Annotated in this window: 17 protein-coding genes; 9 read left to right on the forward strand and 8 right to left on the reverse strand. The window is 61.5% G+C overall.

The features are described 5' to 3' along the window. The first annotated feature begins 146 nt into the window (after nucleotides 1–146). Complete coding sequence (locus ACVW16_RS00235) at nucleotides 147–1,172, forward strand: aldo/keto reductase (RefSeq protein ID WP_456705447.1); 1,026 nt, start codon at nucleotides 147–149, stop codon at nucleotides 1,170–1,172. A gap of 149 nt (nucleotides 1,173–1,321) precedes the next feature. Beyond that, the gene (locus ACVW16_RS00240; RefSeq protein ID WP_456763839.1) at nucleotides 1,322–2,323 is read left to right on the forward strand and encodes a 4-hydroxyproline epimerase; all 1,002 of its coding nucleotides are present in this window, start codon (nucleotides 1,322–1,324) and stop codon (nucleotides 2,321–2,323) included. Nucleotides 2,324–2,797: 474 nt separating this feature from the next. On the opposite strand, the gene ACVW16_RS00245 is transcribed toward ACVW16_RS00240, so the two are convergent. Continuing rightward, entirely contained in the window at nucleotides 2,798–3,016 is a 219-nt protein-coding gene (locus ACVW16_RS00245; RefSeq protein ID WP_456705445.1) for a helix-turn-helix domain-containing protein, read from the reverse strand. A gap of 119 nt (nucleotides 3,017–3,135) precedes the next feature. Here ACVW16_RS00245 and ACVW16_RS00250 point away from each other — a divergent pair, with 119 nt between their 5' ends. The 7 genes from ACVW16_RS00250 to ACVW16_RS00280 all read left to right on the forward strand — a co-directional run bounded on the left by ACVW16_RS00250 (nucleotide 3,136) and on the right by ACVW16_RS00280 (nucleotide 9,742). Next, nucleotides 3,136–3,768 carry a hypothetical protein gene (locus ACVW16_RS00250; RefSeq protein ID WP_456763838.1) on the forward strand — a complete coding sequence of 211 codons (633 nt, stop codon included), beginning with the start codon at nucleotides 3,136–3,138 and terminating at the stop codon, nucleotides 3,766–3,768. Between the two features lie 107 nt (nucleotides 3,769–3,875). Continuing rightward, on the forward strand, nucleotides 3,876–4,544 hold the full coding sequence (locus ACVW16_RS00255) for an amino acid ABC transporter permease (protein WP_456739179.1): 669 nt from the start codon (nucleotides 3,876–3,878) through the stop codon (nucleotides 4,542–4,544). Nucleotides 4,545–4,567: 23 nt separating this feature from the next. Continuing rightward, complete coding sequence (locus ACVW16_RS00260; protein ID WP_456739178.1) at nucleotides 4,568–5,224, forward strand: amino acid ABC transporter permease; 657 nt, start codon at nucleotides 4,568–4,570, stop codon at nucleotides 5,222–5,224. 87 nt (nucleotides 5,225–5,311) lie between these two features. Next, nucleotides 5,312–6,079: a transporter substrate-binding domain-containing protein gene (locus ACVW16_RS00265; RefSeq protein WP_456790523.1), complete on the forward strand. Its 768-nt coding sequence runs from the start codon at nucleotides 5,312–5,314 to the stop codon at nucleotides 6,077–6,079. Nucleotides 6,080–6,091: 12 nt separating this feature from the next. After that, a complete protein-coding gene (locus ACVW16_RS00270; RefSeq protein WP_456739176.1) occupies nucleotides 6,092–6,847 on the forward strand; it encodes an amino acid ABC transporter ATP-binding protein in 756 nt (251 codons plus the stop codon). A gap of 24 nt (nucleotides 6,848–6,871) precedes the next feature. After that, nucleotides 6,872–7,312 (forward strand): type II 3-dehydroquinate dehydratase, encoded by a 441-nt coding sequence (locus ACVW16_RS00275; RefSeq protein WP_456739175.1) that lies wholly within the window; start codon nucleotides 6,872–6,874, stop codon nucleotides 7,310–7,312. Between the two features lie 1,146 nt (nucleotides 7,313–8,458). Next, nucleotides 8,459–9,742, forward strand: a complete 1,284-nt coding sequence (locus tag ACVW16_RS00280; protein WP_456802168.1) for an ISNCY family transposase — start codon at nucleotides 8,459–8,461, stop codon at nucleotides 9,740–9,742. A gap of 392 nt (nucleotides 9,743–10,134) precedes the next feature. On the opposite strand, the gene ACVW16_RS00285 is transcribed toward ACVW16_RS00280, so the two are convergent. Genes ACVW16_RS00285 through ACVW16_RS00315 form a run of 7 tightly spaced genes read right to left on the reverse strand, consistent with a single transcriptional unit; the run spans nucleotide 10,135 to nucleotide 17,100 of the window. Continuing rightward, nucleotides 10,135–11,259: a mandelate racemase/muconate lactonizing enzyme family protein gene (locus ACVW16_RS00285; RefSeq protein WP_456705437.1), complete on the reverse strand. Its 1,125-nt coding sequence runs from the start codon at nucleotides 11,257–11,259 to the stop codon at nucleotides 10,135–10,137. A 39-nt stretch (nucleotides 11,260–11,298) separates the two neighbouring features. Continuing rightward, on the reverse strand, nucleotides 11,299–12,336 hold the full coding sequence (locus tag ACVW16_RS00290; protein ID WP_456705436.1) for a tagatose 1,6-diphosphate aldolase: 1,038 nt from the start codon (nucleotides 12,334–12,336) through the stop codon (nucleotides 11,299–11,301). Next, the gene (locus tag ACVW16_RS00295) at nucleotides 12,333–13,292 is read right to left on the reverse strand and encodes a sugar kinase (RefSeq protein WP_456705435.1); all 960 of its coding nucleotides are present in this window, start codon (nucleotides 13,290–13,292) and stop codon (nucleotides 12,333–12,335) included. The genes ACVW16_RS00290 and ACVW16_RS00295 overlap by 4 nt, the downstream gene beginning before the upstream one ends. Further along, nucleotides 13,289–14,362: an ABC transporter ATP-binding protein gene (locus tag ACVW16_RS00300; RefSeq protein WP_456705434.1), complete on the reverse strand. Its 1,074-nt coding sequence runs from the start codon at nucleotides 14,360–14,362 to the stop codon at nucleotides 13,289–13,291. The genes ACVW16_RS00295 and ACVW16_RS00300 overlap by 4 nt, the downstream gene beginning before the upstream one ends. Nucleotides 14,363–14,368: 6 nt before the next feature. After that, nucleotides 14,369–15,373, reverse strand: coding sequence for a zinc-dependent alcohol dehydrogenase family protein (locus tag ACVW16_RS00305; protein WP_456705433.1), 1,005 nt, complete (start codon nucleotides 15,371–15,373; stop codon nucleotides 14,369–14,371). A 7-nt stretch (nucleotides 15,374–15,380) separates the two neighbouring features. Continuing rightward, complete coding sequence (locus ACVW16_RS00310; RefSeq protein ID WP_456705432.1) at nucleotides 15,381–16,208, reverse strand: carbohydrate ABC transporter permease; 828 nt, start codon at nucleotides 16,206–16,208, stop codon at nucleotides 15,381–15,383. A gap of 4 nt (nucleotides 16,209–16,212) precedes the next feature. Further along, nucleotides 16,213–17,100, reverse strand: coding sequence for a carbohydrate ABC transporter permease (locus ACVW16_RS00315; protein ID WP_456705431.1), 888 nt, complete (start codon nucleotides 17,098–17,100; stop codon nucleotides 16,213–16,215). Nucleotides 17,101–17,114 lie beyond the last annotated feature (14 nt).

Genomic DNA, 17,114 nt, shown 5'->3' on the forward strand with positions numbered 1-17,114 from the left:
AAAGCTCGTGCGCTTGGTTACGGGAGGTGCTTTGCGCAGGGGAGGCTCTTCCTTCGCGTTGACACGTCGCGGCAAATACATAGGCTGCGCATGACCACTTACGAGACCAGCGCGTCATTGAGACCGCGGAGAAGGGCGGATCAATCATGGCTTCGCAATCGGCTTTACCGCGTCGCACCCTTGGCCGAACCGGACTTGAGGCTTCCATCCTCGGATTCGGAACCGCGCCACTGGGCGACCTCTTTCTTGAGCTCGACGACCAGACTGCGATTGCTGCCGCAAGCCGCGCGTTCGAGCTCGGCATCAATTTGCTCGATACATCGCCTCACTACGGCAATGGCCTGTCGGAACATCGCTGTGGAACGGCGCTCCGACGTGTGCCACGCAACAATGTGGTGCTTTGCACCAAGACCGGTCGCTGGATGGATCCCTTTCACCAGCCGGAGACTCGGTCTGGATTTGTAGGCGGACAGCCGCACCGGGCTGTCGTTGATTATTCGTACGACGGTACCATGCGCTCGGTCGAGCAATCGCTCTTGCGCCTTGGCACCGACCGTATCGACCTGTTGCTGATCCATGATGTCGATGTGTGGACCCACGGACAGAACGCGATCGAAGACCGCTTTCGCGAGGCGATGTCCGGGGCCTATGTAGCGCTCGACAAGCTTCGTTCCGAACGCGTGGTCGCGGGCATCGGGATCGGGGTCAATGAAGCCGAAATGTGCGTGCGCTTTGCGCAAGCCGGGTCCTTCGACGTGATGCTGCTTGCCGGACGCTATTCGCTGCTGGAGCAGCCGGCACTCGAGGAGTTCATGCCGCTGGCGCTGAAGCAGGGCATTGCGGTTCTGCTCGGCGGAGTGTTCAATTCGGGGATTCTGGCGACGGGCGCCATCAAGGGCGCCAAGTACAACTATCAGGATGCGCCACCGCACGTCCTTTTGAAGGTCGTCGAAATCCAGCGTATCTGCGCAGCTCATGGAGTACCGCTGCCGACGGCCGCTCTACATTTCGCGCTTGGTCATCCCGCTGTCGCGAGCGTAGTGCTCGGGGCGCATGATGCGCAGGAGGTCGAGCGCAACGTAGCAGCGCTGACCGCCTCCGTGCCAGCCGCACTCTGGAGCGATCTAAAGGCCGCGCGCCTGCTGGACACAGAAGCGCCTGTTCCGGGGTAGAGCGGTCGATATCGAATCGCTGAGGCACATGGTGGGTTCGTCGTCGCTTGAAGAACTGTCGCTGGCGGCTAACGTGCTGATCGTCGGCACCGGAATGGCGGACCCTCTTCCCTTCAGCGTCCGCTAGGCTCGCTTCGGAGACTCTGACCATGGCCACCCACACATTTTCCTGCATCGATGGGCATACCTGCGGCAATCCAGTGCGTCTCGTTTGCGGCGGGGGGCCGCATCTGGAGGGCGCGACCATGCTTGAAAAGCGCGCCCACTTCCAGCGTGACTATGATTGGATCCGCACCGGCCTGATGTTCGAGCCGCGCGGCCACGACATGATGTCGGGCTCCATCCTCTATCCACCGACACGTCCTGATTGCGATGTGGCAGTGCTGTTCATCGAAACATCCGGCTGTCTGCCGATGTGCGGCCACGGCACCATCGGAACCATCACGATGGGCATCGAGAATGGCCTGATCACGCCACGCGAACCAGAAAAGCTGTCGATCGACGTACCGGCCGGCAAGGTCGATATCACCTACCGACAGGAAGGCCGTTTTGTGGAGGAGGTGCGCCTCACCAACGTTCCAGGTTTTCTTTACGCGGAGGGTCTGACGGCCGAGGTCAATGGTCTTGGTGAAATCGTCGTCGACGTCGCCTATGGCGGTAATTTCTACGCCATCGTCGAACCGCAAAAATCTTTTCGCGACATGGCCGACCATACCGCCGATGAGCTGGTGGGGTGGTCGTCGCGTCTGCGTGCAGCGCTGAACGAGAAGTATGAGTTCGTCCATCCCGAGCATCCCGAGATCAACGGTCTCAGCCATATACAGTGGACGGGGAGGCCGACGAAACTGGAGGCGCATGGGCGCAACGCCGTCTTCTATGGCGAGAAGGCGATCGACCGCTCACCATGCGGCACCGGCACCTCAGCGCGCATGGCGCAGCTCGCCGCCAAAGGCCGGCTACAGGTCGGCGATCAATTCGTACATGAATCGATCATCGGCTCGCTGTTCAGGGGACGGGTCGAGGCCGCTGCCAGGGTGGGGCACCGAGACGCGATCGTGCCCTCGGTTTCCGGCTGGGCTCGCATGACCGGCTTCAATACGATCTTCATCGACGATCGCGATCCCTACGCTTACGGCTTCGTCGTCAGGTGAACGTCTGAGCTAGGATCCGGCTCCCATCCTCACGAACTCGTCAGAAAGTCGTCGGACCTCTCAAAACTGAAATCAACGAGCAGAGTGACGCCGCGCCGAAATCACATCTTGAGGCCCGCCTTCGATAGCCGCCGACGCTGGACATCAAGATCGAGCGCATGTTGACCAACAGGGGGTGTTGATACAATCGATCATTGAGATTGCTCCCTTCGCGCGGCCTGGCGCCCTTGCGATAGCCCCTCAAGCTCAGCGTCCGAGATTATGCGCTGTCAACCTACATAAAACGCGCAAGATGAACTTGCTCTTCTTCAGACGCGAGACAGGCCGCAGCTAGTGCACACTGCCGACATCGGGCGATCGTTGCGTTCCTGGACAGGGGGCGCGCCTCAGGGATGACACGGTGTGACGCCCTTCAGTCATCTCCAGTCATGGCTCTCTTATAATTAAGTAAGCCGGTCGTCGAACGTCGTTAGTCTAGCGCGTGAGTCGAACTCCGGGGTGGTTGCCGTCGATAAATTCAACCCCTGCCGCCTCTAAAGCACGTCTGACCGCGGCTAAGTTATTTATGGAAGGGATCCTGCGGCCTTTTTCGAAGTCACGAATGGTGCTCTCGCTCAAATTGGACCGAGCAGCCAATTCGGCCTGAGACCAGTCGAGCAGTCCACGCGCTGCCCGAGATTGATCGGGGGTCATCCAACCGCCATTTCATGAGACACGTTTTGCGTCTACCAGCCACGAAAAGCGTTGACATCCGCGAATTTCAACGGTAACCGTTTAGAGCCGACGTTTTTCGTGTATTGGAGTTTAATTTGATGGCCGAGCGTCTTGGGAGCCATTGCCCGAATTGTGACACCTCGTCAGACGCAGCTCTTTTGGGGCTTGAGAGGCAATTCATCGAGATCGCAGCAGAACTCGAACGCCAGGATGGGAATCTTGAGCTTTCCGACGGCTACTCCACGATGGAGGATGAAGCACTACTGGCCTGCCTCGATCCTATCGAACGAGCGATCATGGAGACCCCGGCACACACGATAGCAGGCTTGGCCGTTAAGGCCCGCCATTTGGCCTATGTTGTACCGAAGTACTGGGAAGCACCGATCGATCAAATCACTTGGGAAGGACGAGCGGTACGTCTGCTAATCGAAACAGTCTGCAGTATCGCAACCGAGCCTTTGCGCAATGAATACGGTGACGCGAATCCTGTGCTCAAACCGACGAATAGATCGGTTAAGGATCGAATGTTGAACCGACCGCAACTCGGCAGCTTGCCGGATACTCCCATGATCGGCGGCTGCGATGGCGAACTGACACTGCTGCGGGTCAACAGCGAGCCTCCGCGATACGGTAATCCTATCCATCGTCTCGTTTCCCACAACTTTCGAAGCGAGGAAGAATGCGCCCCGCGAAATCGAGAGTTGGAGCACTCCATACACAATTGCGATTAGACGAACCAGAAGACTGGCGTTTCCGCGAGAACGCCGGCGATATCCTGTGAGTCGTTCATCAATAGCGCGCGCCATGGGGGGACCCTGGCCTATTACCGGGAGGACGCGTGGCATACGCCTTCGATTTCACTGCTGTCGTCGCGCATTGGCGCGAACTGCTGAAGGGCTGCCTGTTGACGCTGCAACTGTCGCTGCTCGCGATGCCGGTCACGCTCGCGATTGCCGTCGCAGCCGTGCTCATGCTGCAGATGCGGGAGACGATCAGCACCTGGCTCATCGGAGCATTCGTCGAGATCGTGCGCAACACGCCGTTTCTCGTGCAGATCTTCTTTCTCTACTTCGGACTACCCAGCATCGGCGTGCGGCTCGATCCAAATGTCGCGGCGATCATCGCGCTCAGCCTGAACGGCGCCGCTTATACGATAGAGATCCTGCGCGCCGGCGTCGAGGCGGTGTCGCGCGGCCAGATCGAGGCGGGGCTCGCCCTCGGTCTCAGGCCGACGCAGATCTTCCGCCATGTCGTTCTCAAACCTGCGCTGCGCACCGTGTATCCGGCGATGACCAGCCAGTTCATCTTTCTGATGCTGACATCGAGTATCGCCTCGTCCATTACCGCGGCCGAGCTGACGCACGTCGGTGCGGAGCTCGAGGCCGTGACCTTCCGCAGCTTCGAGATCTACTTCACGATCGCCGGGCTCTACCTTGGGATGTCCTTTGGGCTGTCCAAGTTGTCTACGCTGATCCGGCGCATCTGTTTTGCATATCCGGCAGGGTAAGAGGTACGCATGCGAGTCCAGCCATGATCACCTCACTTGGGCCCGCACAGTTTCATCTGCTGCTGGTCGGTACCCTGTGGACGCTGGCCTTGTCGGCAGTCGGTTTCCTGTTTGGAGCCCTCGGTGGACTCGCCGTGGCGTTATGCCGGACCTGCGGTTTGAGGCAGCTGGAGCGGTTTGCCGCCGCGTTCATCGAGATGTTCCGCGGCACTCCACTGCTACTGCAATTGTTCATCGTCTACTACGGTATAGGGCTGCTCAACATCTCGGTGAGCCCCTGGATTGCGGTGTCGATTGCATTCATGCTTCACGCGAGCGCCGTTCTGGGCGAGATCTGGCGCGGATCGATCGAATCAATCCCGCGCGGCCAGACCGAAGCCGCCAAGGCTCTCGGCATCCATTATGGGTTCCGGATGCGCTACATCATCCTGCCGCAAGCCCTAAAGATTTCGCTGCCGGCAACCATCGGCTTCCTGGTTCAGCTTATCAAGGGCACGTCGCTGGCGGCGATCATCGGTTTCACCGAGCTATCCCGGACCGGAACGCTGCTCTCCAACATCACGTACCGGCCGCTGCTAATTTTCACGATTGTCGGCCTGATCTATTTCATCGTCTGCTGGCCGCTATCGCAGCTGGGACGACTTATCGAACGTCGCCTCTCGCCAGTAAGAAGCCAATAAGCCAAAATGCACCAAGGAGGAAATGTGATATCGAAATATTTTCATCGTCGCGTGATTGTTTGTGGCTTAGCGCTCGGATTTGCAGCCATGTCCCCACAGATGGTAGGCGCTCAGACGATCGCGGAAATCAAGCAGCGTGGCATAGTCAGGATCGGTGTGTTGTCGGAGTTGCCGCCGTGGGGCTTCCTCGATGCGTCGGGCAAGCCTGCGGGCTATGATGTGGAGGTCGGCGAGCTGATCGCCAAAAAGATAGGCGTCAAGGCGGAGTTCGTCGGGACGACCGTTGCCGCGCGTATCGCGCAAGTCATGACCGGTAAGGTCGATATGATGCTTGCGATCATGGGCATGTATCCGGAGCGCGCCAAAGTGGTGCAGTTCACCGAGCCTTATGCCGGAATGAAGATCATCCTGCTTGCCAGGAAGGGCCAGATGATCACGAAGCTCGAAGACGCAGCCGCTCTTCGAATCGGTGTCGTGCGCGGCGGGGCCCAGGATATTGCCATTACCAACGGTCTGCCCAAGTCCGCAGACATTCGCCGCTTCGACGATGACTCGGCTGTCATCCAGGCCCTAATTGCCGGGCAGGTACAGGCCATCGGAGCAAATACCACCTACATGATCAACATCAACAAGATATTCCCCAATAATGAATTCGAGCAGAAGCTGGTCTTCAACGAGCAGTGGATGGGTATTGCGACCAAACCCGGCCAGAGCAATCTGAACGTCTGGCTAAACACCCTGATCGACGAAATCCGGGCCAGCGGTGAACTGGCTGCGATCAATAAGAAGTGGATCGACCAGCCGCTGCCCGAATTCCCGACCAAGATCGAGGGCGTTCCCTTTACCGTGCAATAAGCAGGACGCTCCATGCCGCCCACAGTCGATTCCCAAACCGCCATCGTCATGGATGGCGTCAACAAGTACTTTGGCGGATTTCACGCGCTGAAGAACATCAATCTCACAGTCGGTAACGGCGAGCGCATCGTGCTGTGCGGACCGTCCGGTTCCGGAAAATCGACGCTCGTGCGTTGCATCAACCAGTTGGAGACCGTGCAGAGCGGCATGATTGTCGTCGATGGTATAGATCTGACGGCAGGAGGTAAGAATATCGACGCGGTGCGGATGGAAGTCGGCATGGTGTTCCAGCAATTCAATCTCTTTCCGCACATGACCGTGCTCGAAAACTGCATGCTCGCGCCGTTGAAGGTCCGGGGCGTATCTCTGGAAGAAGCGCGGGCAACAGCGAGACGCCTACTCGCTCTCGTCAAGATCGGCGAGCACGCACAGAAGTACCCAGCTCAGTTGTCCGGCGGCCAGCAGCAGCGCGTAGCGATCGCCCGCGCGCTATGCATGAATCCAAAGATCATGCTGTTCGACGAGCCGACTTCGGCGCTGGACCCGGAAATGGTCAAGGAGGTGCTCGACACTATGATCAGCCTTGCCGCTGACGGCATGACCATGGTCTGCGTCACCCACGAAATGGGCTTCGCACGGGCGGTGGCGGACCGAGTGGTCTTCATGGCCGACGGTGAAATCGTCGAAGAGGCATCTCCGGAACAGTTCTTTTCGGCGCCCACACACAAGCGGACGCAGGCGTTTCTCGGCCAGCTTCTCGTCGATTAGAAGCAACCTAAAAAAAGGAAAAACATGAAGAAAATCTTCCTTCTGAACGGACCTAACCTCAACCTCCTTGGCCAGCGCGAACCCGAGATCTACGGGCGAACCACGCTCGCCGAAATTCGCGACCGTTGCATTGCCCGCGCCAGGCCGCTTGGCTATGACATCGACTTCCGTCAGACCAATTTCGAGGGCGAACTGGTTGAAAGCGTGCATCAGGCGCGCCAAGAGGCCGCAGGTATCATCGTCAATCCGGCCGGCTACACCTTCACGTCAATCGCGCTGCTGGACGCGCTGAAGATGTTCCGCGGTCCCAAGATCGAGCTGCATATCTCGAACGTTCATGCACGGGAGAGCACCTACCACAACTCCCTTATCTCGCGCACCGCGACTGGCATCCTGATTGGCTTTGGAGCAAACGGATACGAGCTCGCCATCGATGCTATGGCTCGATTCTTGGCCCCGGCTTGACCGGCGCCAGCGAAATCGGGAGATCGATGCCTCGCGTTGACCTGAACCGGCAGGTGCAGAGCGTACTTGACAAACAGAACATGGGCCAGCAGCTTGGGCCCTGCACACCCGCGCGCATTCCGCTGGGTGATCGCTTCGCAACCCCCGAGCTCGGGTGCCGCCTTAACCGGTCGCGCGACTGCACTCGCTCCCGGGTCCCGATGCTACGCGTCGGCGCACTATGCTGACCCTCCTGCGGGTGTCTCCTAGCCGGTTCTCGCGACCTCAGACGGGTAGGGGCGCGGGGTGTTCGTAGTCTTCCGCAGCTGATCGCGCCCGTAAGTCCAACGGTGGTCAGGAACTTTAGCGCACGCGTGATGAGAAGCGGGGCAAAGCGCTTGCGAATCTCGCCGAGCAGGACGCGGAGCACCTGTACGCTTGTTTGCAAACCGCTTCACCGCATTCGTCGATGCGTGCTCGCTTTCAAGCGCGCTCAAAAGGAACGTGCTTCGCTCCTGGCCGAGGTGGAATTTTTCGTCTCCGCTGGTCGAGCCCCGTCCTGGATGAGACCGAAACAGCTATCGAGGAAATTTTGTCCGGCAGGGGCCTTCGCCGATGCCCCGGCGCGCAGATTTCGCGCGCGCCAGCATGGAAGCTGCCTTTGAAGACGCCATGGTTACAGATTTCGATAACTTCTTGCCGGTTGCCGCGGGTCTGCCCGATCCCAACGATCACCACGTTTTGCTGCGGCGGCCAAGGCGCAAGCCGCGATGATTGTAACGGAAAACCTTAGGGACTCCGGCGGCAGTTCTTTCCGACCTGAACATGGAGGCGAAATCGTACGACGGTTTCATTGCAGATACTATCGCACTCGACGAAGCTCGCGCTGTTGCAGCCATTCGGCGTATGCGCGAACGCTTCAAGAAACCGGAAATGACGCGGGCGCAGCTCTTGCTCGTGATGCAAGCTGCGGGATAGATTGAGACGGTTGACGTGCTAAGGCTCAGACGGGCTTTTGACAACGCATCTCACTTCGGATATTCCATAATGAGTATTATGCGAATCAAACTTGTAAGCGCAATATAGAGATGACACCCCTCCGCAAAGTTGAGATGGCACTCCGCGGTTGGAATGCAGTTGCGGGGGACGGCAATCGTGGTGGTGTCTATGAGCGACAAGGAGTTTTCGCGGCTCAATATTTTGATGGAGGTACAAGCCGGGCGATTGCGGGTGTCAGAAGCCGCCACGGTGCTTCAGTTGCAACGGCGACAGGTGTTCCGGCTGCTCCGTTCGCTCCGCGAGCATGGAGCGGCAAGCTTGGCCTCCAAGCGTCGTGGCAAGCCCAGCAACAACCGGATGCCGGCGCAGGTGCGCGAGCTGACGATGTCGCTGGTGAAGGCGCGTTATGCGGATTTCGGCCCGACGCTGGCGGCAGAGAAGCTCAAAGAGAACCACGCCTGCCTGGTGTCGCGGGAGACGCTGCGCAAGTGGATGTTGGCGGACGGGCTATGGATTGATCGGAAGCGCCGCCTGCCCTCGGTGCATCAGCCGCGCAACCGGCGTGAACGGACTGGTGAGCTGATCCAGATCGACGGTTCGAAGCATTACTGGTTCGAAGGACGTGGCCCGGAGTGCTCGCTGCTGGCCTATATCGACGATGCGACCAGCCAGATTCTGCATGCGGCGTTCGTACCTTCGGAATCGACGCTGGATTATCTGCGCGAGACCAGGGTCTATGTGGAGCGTTATGGCCGCCCGGTTGCGTTTTACTCGGACAAGCACTCGATCTTCCGGGTCAACCATCGCGAGGCGGCCGGTGGCAACGGGATGACGCAATTCGGCCGCGCTCTGAGCGAACTCAACATCGATATCATCTGTGCCAACTCCCCTCAGGCCAAAGGTCGGGTGGAGCGCTCATTCGGAACGCTGCAGGATCGTCTGGTGAAGGAGATGCGGCTTGCCGGGATCTCGACGATCGCGGCCGGCAACGCGTTCCTGCCGGCGTTTATGGCGAGCTACAATGCTCGCTTTGGCAAGACTGCGAAGTCGGACCAGGATGCCCATCGCCCCGGTGAGGACCTGGCGCCGCTGAGCGACGTCTTTGCCTGTAAGGAAGAGCGCACGCTGACGAACAATCTGACGATTCAGTACGACAAGATCCTGTTCATGCTCGAGAACAACGAGGTCACGCGGCGGCTTGCCCGCCAGCGCGTCACGATCATCGACTATCCGGATGGCCATCTGGCGATCCGGCACAACGGGCGGGATTTGCCCTACCGAACGTTCGACAAGCTGCAGAAGGTCAATCAGGCGGCGATCGTCGAGAACAAGCGGCTGGGCGAGGTCTTGGCCTACATTGCCGAGCAGCAGAAGCAGCTGGACATGTCGCGCTCAGCCAAGGCGCCACGCCGTCGAGGCCAGGCCGAGCGGCACATGTTCAAGCTAACCTGACCTTCCAGGGCGTACCATCCGGTCGCGCGGCCGCTGCGCAACCCCGGCCAGCTCCGCGTCCGCGCGCCCTCCTCACCGATTTCCTGGTGACATTTCTAACGAGCGCAGGCGCGTCTTCAGGCCAAAAATAACGTCCATGCGCCCCGGTTGCTGTCAGTTCGGGTGACATTTCTACTTTGCACGCCGGGTGTCATTTCTGCCTTGCCCCGACAAAACTCAAGTGTAACAATGAACGGTTGCCCAGCGCGTCCGTTGCCTGATGGGATCGACACCATCCCCGCCTTTAACCGAGATTGGATCGAGTTGAGCGCTCTTTCCTCATGGATGTAGCAAAATCATTGGGACCTCGGCAGGATCCAGCATCGCGCCCTGATAAGCGATGGGTTCTGGTTCTAGGCGCTACGATAGCGCTCAATAGAGGAAAGATCTGGCACGATTCCGAGCCCCGCCCCCTGATCCAATTCAACCGTGCCTTCCCTGACGCTAAGAACCGGGCCGCAATAGAAATTGCGCAATGGATTGTCGTTGACATCCACCTCGAGCCAACCGTCGCCTCCGACACCGGCCAGGAGATGCGCCGAGGCAAGCAGTCCAATGCCGCCGCCCAGATAATGTGGGCAGAATGTCTTGCCCGATCTCAGGATATCACGCGCGACGCCCGCGCAGACGCTGAGTCCGCCCCATTTCGCGATGTCGGGTTGAATCACACCGAGCACGTCTTTGGCCAGAGCGTCCCTGAATCCCTCGACGCTGGAGATGTTCTCGCCCGCGGCAATCGGCATCTTCGCGGCGCCCCCGAGCCTGCACCACTCTTCCCACGGCCGGTTGGCGCGGATCGGCTCCTCCAGCCAGCGAAGATCGAACGCGGCGAGGCGCGGCAGCATCTCCAATGCCTGCCCGACCGACCAGGCCTGATTGGCATCGGCGGCGAGCATACCCGCGCCGACGAGGGCGCGCAGCGCGCCGAGATTGGCAAGATCGGTTTCGAGACCGAACCCGAGCTTTAGCTTCAATGCGCGATGGCCGCGCTCGAGCGCGGCTTCCGCCGTCTGCGCGGCGCCGCCTGGATTGATGCCGCTGGCATAGACCTTGATCGTGCTCGATTGACCGCCGAGCATCCGCCACAGCGGCGAACGTTGCCGCCGTGCGGAGAGATCCCACAGCGCGATATCGATGCCGGAGATCGCCTGCGCGAACGGGCCCGGCTCACCGCATTGGAGCGCCAGCACTTCGGTTCCCCTGGTGAGGGTCTCGAAAACCTCAGCCGGACCACCGAATTTGCGCCTGAGGAGGCCCGGCGCAAGCACCTCGTTGATGAGCCGGGCACGATGCTCCGCGCCTGGAGCAGGAAAGTTGGACCAGGCTTCCCCCCATCCCTCGACGCCGTCTTCGTCGACGACGCGAACGAAGACGGCGGGACGGTTGAGCATCTTGCCGAACGACGTCACCACCGGCGCTGCGAGCGGATAGCGATAGCAGAACGCCTCGATCGAACGGATGGTAAAGCTGTCAGTCATGTTGCAGATCCTGCGAGACCACGCGGAGCCGCGACCATCTCAGTAGGCGCGCGCGAAGTCACCTTCTTGCTTGATTTCGGTGAATACCGGAAAGCGAGCCTTCCACGCGGCGCCCTTGGCCGTGGTCAGCTTATTGAGACGCTCGAGCACGTTGAGGCCATCCTTGCGCAGGCTCGCCGACACCGCTGCGCGGTCCGGGAAATTCTTCAGGACGGCGTCGAGCCAAATGGTTCGGCCCGCCAGAAATCCGCTCGCCCCTGCGGCATAGGAGTACTCGAGCACGCGCTCGAATTTCTCCGGCGCGGCGCCCCCCGACAGCAGCACCCAGGGGATGCTCCGCTCGCGGCAGATACCGCCGATCGCATCGAACTCCTTCTGCGCGGCTTTCGCCTCCGCGCTGCCGTCACGGGCCGGCAGGCTGTTGGCCGCCAGAGGGCTCTCCAGTTTGAGGAGATCGACGCCGTATTCGGGCTTGGCAAACTCGCGCACGCTGTCGATGACGAGGCCTGGAAGCTTGCCGGGCGATTCCACGTAGTCGGCGGTATGATTGGGGCTGCCGAGGAACGGATAGACCAGGAGCTCCAGCACATAGGGAATGTCATGGCGGGCGCAATCCTCGCCGATCTCGCGCACGAAGCGCTTCTGATGCTCGTTCACGGCGGCATCGGCGTCCGGCCGGTACCAGGCGAGTACCTTGACGGCGTCGCCGCCCATGGCGCGAATCTTGTCCACGCTCCAGTTGGTGATCGCACGCGACTTGCGGCCGCCGGCGGTCTCCTCGACGCGGTGCTCTTCCAGCGTCATGATCAGGCCGCAGCGCGGCGGCAATAGATCGATCGCGGCGGGCACCGCGAAATTCGGATCGAACAGCATGGAGCTGCAATACGGCGCGAGGTTCTCGACCAGGAGGCGCTTGGCCGCCGTGACGTCGGAATATTCGACCTGATCTCGCGTGATGCCTTTGGCTTTCGCGATGGCATCGAACAAGGGCGGCCGCTGGTCCAGCGCGACCATGCGAAAGTGGCCATCTGCGTCAGCAAGCCGTGCCAGGCCGCGGTTCTTTCCAATCGTTCTCATGACTTCGTCCTTATGAATGCAAGACACTCGTTGATGGTGGGGATCCCGTTCCGCCCGCCGGCATGGCGGCATTTCATGGCGGCCGCCGCCGCGGAAAACGTCATGGCGGCCCGCACTTCGAGGCCGGCGCCGATCGCCAGCGCATAGGCGCCATGGAAGACGTCGCCCGCGCCCGTGGTGTCGACGACGTCGACGGCATAGGCGGCCTGGCGGTGCAGCTCGCCATTCGCGTGCCAGCTCACGCCCGCCTCGCCGCGCGTGACGGCGATGACGCGGCAGCCGAAGCGCGCGATGCCCGCGATGGACTTGTCTTCAGATGAGCCGGCAAAGGCCGCAAGCGCGGGCTCGGAGAAGATGGCATGGTCGGTCAGCGGCAGCAGCCGCTCGAACACTTCGGCATCGGCCATGTCGCCGTCGAGCACCGTCGGGATGCCGCGCGTCCGCGCCTGCTGAAACAACGTCGCAGCGCCCTCGACCCAGCGCGGATCGGCCAGCACGGACGATGCGCGCGCAACGGCTTCGAGCGGGAGCCAGTCCGCAGCCTCTGGATACTGGCCGCGGAAATTCACGATCTGCCGCTCGCCGGAAGCATCGACGATGATCCCGGAGACGGACGAGCGGCCGTCGGCAAACAGCCTGAAGCTCTCGACTTCGACGCCTTCCGCCGTGAAAGCCGACTTCATCTCGTGACCGGCGGCGTCAGCCCCCGCCCGCCCCCAGAACGCGACGGACGCGCCGAGCTTTGCCACCGCGACGCTCGCATTGGCAGCCATGCCGCCGCCGAGCGTGCCGTACTCCACGGCCTTGATCTTCTCGCTTCCGCCCGCGAACGGCCGGTCGACCCGCCAGACCTGGTCGAGCGCGGACAAGCCGAGGCAGATCACGTGCACAGGCTTCGCCCCGGATGCGACATCCGCCAGCGCCGAGACATCGGCGATGTTGACCGAGGCGTTCATCGCAAGACCTGCCCGTTGGCGGCATCGAACAAATGCGTCTTGCCGGCTTGCGGGCGCAATGTGATGCGATCGCCGACCTTCGGCCGCAGCGCCGGATCGACACGCGCAATGGCAGGGGCGCCAGCAAGATCGAAATGGATTAACGTATCCGAGCCGAGCGGCTCGACCAGCTTGACGTTGATGGCGATACCGTCGACGGCATCCGTCGCCACGGCAAAATGTTCGGGACGAACGCCAAGCACGGCATTGCCAGCCTGCCGCAGGCGACCCGCAGTCTCGCCGTCGAGCGGCACCACCGTTCCGCCTTGCGACAGAATGGCCCGGTCGTCACGCCATTCGACCGGAAAGAAATTCATCGCGGGCGAGCCGATGAAGCCGGCAACGAACTGGTTGGCGGGCCGCTCATAGACCGCCTCGGGCGTATCGTATTGCTGGATCGTGCCGCTCTGGAGCACGACGATCCGGTCGGCCATGGTCATGGCCTCGATCTGGTCGTGGGTGACGAAGACCATGGTCGTCTTCAGCTCCTGCGACAGCGCCTTGATCTCGGCGCGCACCTGCCCGCGCAGCTTGGCGTCGAGGTTGGACAAGGGCTCGTCGAACAGGAACGCCTTGGGATTGCGCACGATGGCGCGGCCCATCGCAACGCGCTGCCGCTGGCCGCCGGACAGCTCCTTCGGCTTGCGGTCGAGGTAAGGCTCGATGTGCAGTAGCGCCGCGGCGCGCTTGACGCGGGCGTCGATCTCCGCCTTCGGCACGCCCCGCAGCTCCAGCGCAAACGACATGTTGTCGTACACCTTCATGTGCGGATAGAGCGCGTAGTCCTGAAACACCATCGCGATGTCGCGTTGCGCGGCCTGCACGCCGTTGACGCGCTTGTCGCCGATATAGAGATCGCCCGACGAGATCGGCTCGAGGCCGGCGATGATGCGCAGCAAGGTCGACTTGCCGCAGCCGGACGGGCCGACGAACACGACGAACTCGTGGTCCGCGATCTCCAGGTTAAGATCGGGGATCACGGTGAAATTGTCGTAGCGCTTGACGAGATTGCGGATCGAGATCGAGGCCATGATCGCTCAGTCCAGCGCCAGCACAGGCTTGATCAGCTCGCCCTTGGCGAAGCGGACGAAATTTTCGGGCAGAGCCGACAGGCCGAACTCGCCGTCGACGAGGACGCGGTACTCGTCCCTGTACTTGCGCAGCAGCTCGACATTCGGCTCGAAATCCTGGACCGGGAAATAGAAGGTCCGGATCATGTAGAAATCCTTGCGGCGAAACACCTTGCCTTCCTCGATGGTCCAGGGCGCAGCGTTCTCGCCGACCAGCACCAATGCGCCGCGCGGCAGGACCAGCTCGATGCCGAGATTGCGCGCAGCATGCGCGCCCGAACATTCCATGATGAGGGCGAAGCGCTTCGATGTGTCGCCCACCGGATGCGCCGTCGCGCCAAAGGATTGCGCGATTCTGAGACGCGCCGCGTTGGGATCGGCGACATGGATGTCATCGTAGCCGAGCGCGCGGAGCGCCAGCACGACGCCGAGGCCAACCGGCCCTGCTCCCATGATGAGAACCGGCCCCGCCTCGTCCGACGGCACCACGCGGCTGACGAAGCGCACCGCGTGGCCTGACGTGCCGATGGTATCGAGCAGCAGCGGCGCGAGGCTGTCCTCGATGTCGTCGGGCACCGGAAGCAGGCAGTTTTCCGGCACCGGCACGTATTCGGCATATCCCCCCGGCCTGTTCCAGCCGATCAGGCTGGAGACCTCGAGGCACATCTGGGTATCGCCGCGCTTGCAGGCCGCGCAGTGGTCGCAATGCAGGGGAATGTAGACCGCGCAGCGCCGGCCATGCAGTCGGTGACCGGGCTGCTCGACGACGCCGAAGATCTCATGGCCAGCGGTGAACTCGGAGCCCTTGTGCCACAGCTTGAAGTCCGAGCCGCATAACGCGGTGCGCAAGACGCGGACCAGCACCTCGCCGGTGGCGACATCAGGCATTGCCACGCGTTCGATCGTGATGCGGTCATTGCCGTGGAACACCGCGGCCTGCATGATCGAATTCGTACGGGGGGACACGTTCATCGGATACCTAACCTTTCACCGCGCCGAGCGTCAGTCCGGACACCAGCCAGCGCTGGACCAGGGCAGCCAGCACCAGCGGCGGCAGCGCGATCAGCGTTGCCGCCGCCATGAGGGCGCCCCATTGCGTCGAGCCTTCGCCGATGAAGTTGAAGGCCGCCGCGATCAGCGTCTTGGTGTCGCCATTGGAGAGCACCAGCGCAAACAGGAAGTAGTTCCACGAGAAGACGAAGGCGAGGATCGCCGAGACCGCGACGCCTGATGCCACCAACGGCAGCGCGATGCGCCAGAGGATGCGCGTGACGCTGCATCCATCGACCTGCGCCGCCTCGAACACGCTGCGTGGAATGCCGTCGAAGGACGGCAGCAGCACCCAGATCACGATCGGCAGCGTGATCACGGCATGGCTGAGGATCAGTGCGGTATAGGAGCCGATCATGCCGACCTGCCGGAACATCACGTACCAGGGCAGCAGGAACAGCGTGCCCGGCGCCATGCGCGCAGCGAGCGTCAGGATCGCCGGCCACGAAATCCGCGTCCAGGAGACCGCGAACGCGGCAGGAATTCCAAACAGCAATCCGAGCGCGGTCGAGCCGACGGTGACGATCAGGCTGTTGAGCGCGTAGCTCAGGAATGGCGTCGTCCTGGTCAGCTCGACATAATTATCCAATGTCGGCGTGAAGATCAGCGTCGGCGGATAGGCGGTGACCTCGAAGGACGGCTTGAACGAGGACAGCACCATCCAGACCGTCGGCGCCATGATGAGCACGCCGGCGAGCACGAGCTGCAGGGTGTTGAGCCGGCGGATCCAGCGGTCGGTGTGGGCGGCATCGTTCATGACATCACCACGCCACTGCGCCGCGCAGGCGGTTGAAGGCGAGCACGGCGCCGAACACGATCGCCGTCAACGTCAGCATCAAGGCGCTGGCATAGCCGATGTTGAAGAACTCGAAGCCGACCCGGAAGCCGTAGATGTTGAGCGTGTTCGAGGCGTTGCCGGGGCCGCCCTGGGTGGTGATGTAGATGATGTCGAAGAAGCGCAGCAGATCGACGCTGCGCAGGATCGCCGCGGTGACGATGGTCGGCAGCAGCAGCGGCAGCGTGATGCGCTGGAAAGTCTTGAATGGGGATGCACCGTCGATCTGCGCGGCCTCGTAGACGCTCGGCGGCAGGGACTGCAATCCGCCCAACACGATCAGCGCGACGTAAGGCGTCCACTGCCAGCTGTCGATCAGCGCCACGGTCGGAATGACCAGGGATGGCGAGGCCAGCCAGTCCGACGGCGGCAGGCCGAATGCTTGCAGGATGTAGTTGGCGGCGCCGAGCGACGGATCGAGGATCACCAGCCACATCATGCCCGCCACCACCGGCGGCATCATGAAGGGCGAGATGAACAGCGAGCGGACGATGCCCGGCAGGCGCTTGGCATGAAACAGCACCAGCGCGAGCCAGACGCCGAACACGAGCTGCAGCACCAGCGACAGCACATAGAGGGCGATCGTGACCCACAGGCCGTGCCAGAACTCGTAGTCGGAGACCAGCCTGGAATAATTGGCAAGGCCCGCAAAGGACTGCTTGCCGGTCGAGGAGAAGCTCTGGAAACCGAGCCAGACCGTATAGAGTACGGGAAACGCGATCATCGCGACCGTGAAGATCACGGCCGGTGCCGAAAGCGCCGACATTTCCAGCTTCTGTCGATCCTGCGTGAGCGTCGCAGCCGCATCAGACATGCGTGCGATTCCTT

This window comes from Bradyrhizobium sp. USDA 4474 (genome assembly GCF_054057515.1).

Excerpts from the sequence above, each read along its gene's own strand:
- ACVW16_RS00235 (WP_456705447.1), top strand. The coding sequence starts at position 147 with ATGGCTTCGCAATCGGCTTTACCGCGTCGCACCCTTGGCCGAACCGGA.
- ACVW16_RS00260 (WP_456739178.1), top strand. The coding sequence starts at position 4,568 with ATGATCACCTCACTTGGGCCCGCACAGTTTCATCTGCTGCTGGTCGGT.
- ACVW16_RS00280 (WP_456802168.1), top strand. The coding sequence starts at position 8,459 with ATGAGCGACAAGGAGTTTTCGCGGCTCAATATTTTGATGGAGGTACAA.
- ACVW16_RS00285 (WP_456705437.1), bottom strand. The coding sequence starts at position 11,259 with ATGACTGACAGCTTTACCATCCGTTCGATCGAGGCGTTCTGCTATCGC.
- ACVW16_RS00295 (WP_456705435.1), bottom strand. The coding sequence starts at position 13,292 with ATGAACGCCTCGGTCAACATCGCCGATGTCTCGGCGCTGGCGGATGTC.
- ACVW16_RS00270 (WP_456739176.1), top strand. The coding sequence starts at position 6,092 with ATGCCGCCCACAGTCGATTCCCAAACCGCCATCGTCATGGATGGCGTC.
- ACVW16_RS00250 (WP_456763838.1), top strand. The coding sequence starts at position 3,136 with ATGGCCGAGCGTCTTGGGAGCCATTGCCCGAATTGTGACACCTCGTCA.
- ACVW16_RS00310 (WP_456705432.1), bottom strand. The coding sequence starts at position 16,208 with ATGAACGATGCCGCCCACACCGACCGCTGGATCCGCCGGCTCAACACC.
- ACVW16_RS00245 (WP_456705445.1), bottom strand. The coding sequence starts at position 3,016 with ATGACCCCCGATCAATCTCGGGCAGCGCGTGGACTGCTCGACTGGTCT.
- ACVW16_RS00315 (WP_456705431.1), bottom strand. The coding sequence starts at position 17,100 with ATGTCTGATGCGGCTGCGACGCTCACGCAGGATCGACAGAAGCTGGAA.
- ACVW16_RS00275 (WP_456739175.1), top strand. The coding sequence starts at position 6,872 with ATGAAGAAAATCTTCCTTCTGAACGGACCTAACCTCAACCTCCTTGGC.
- ACVW16_RS00240 (WP_456763839.1), top strand. The coding sequence starts at position 1,322 with ATGGCCACCCACACATTTTCCTGCATCGATGGGCATACCTGCGGCAAT.
- ACVW16_RS00290 (WP_456705436.1), bottom strand. The coding sequence starts at position 12,336 with ATGAGAACGATTGGAAAGAACCGCGGCCTGGCACGGCTTGCTGACGCA.
- ACVW16_RS00265 (WP_456790523.1), top strand. The coding sequence starts at position 5,312 with ATGTCCCCACAGATGGTAGGCGCTCAGACGATCGCGGAAATCAAGCAG.
- ACVW16_RS00305 (WP_456705433.1), bottom strand. The coding sequence starts at position 15,373 with ATGAACGTGTCCCCCCGTACGAATTCGATCATGCAGGCCGCGGTGTTC.
- ACVW16_RS00300 (WP_456705434.1), bottom strand. The coding sequence starts at position 14,362 with ATGGCCTCGATCTCGATCCGCAATCTCGTCAAGCGCTACGACAATTTC.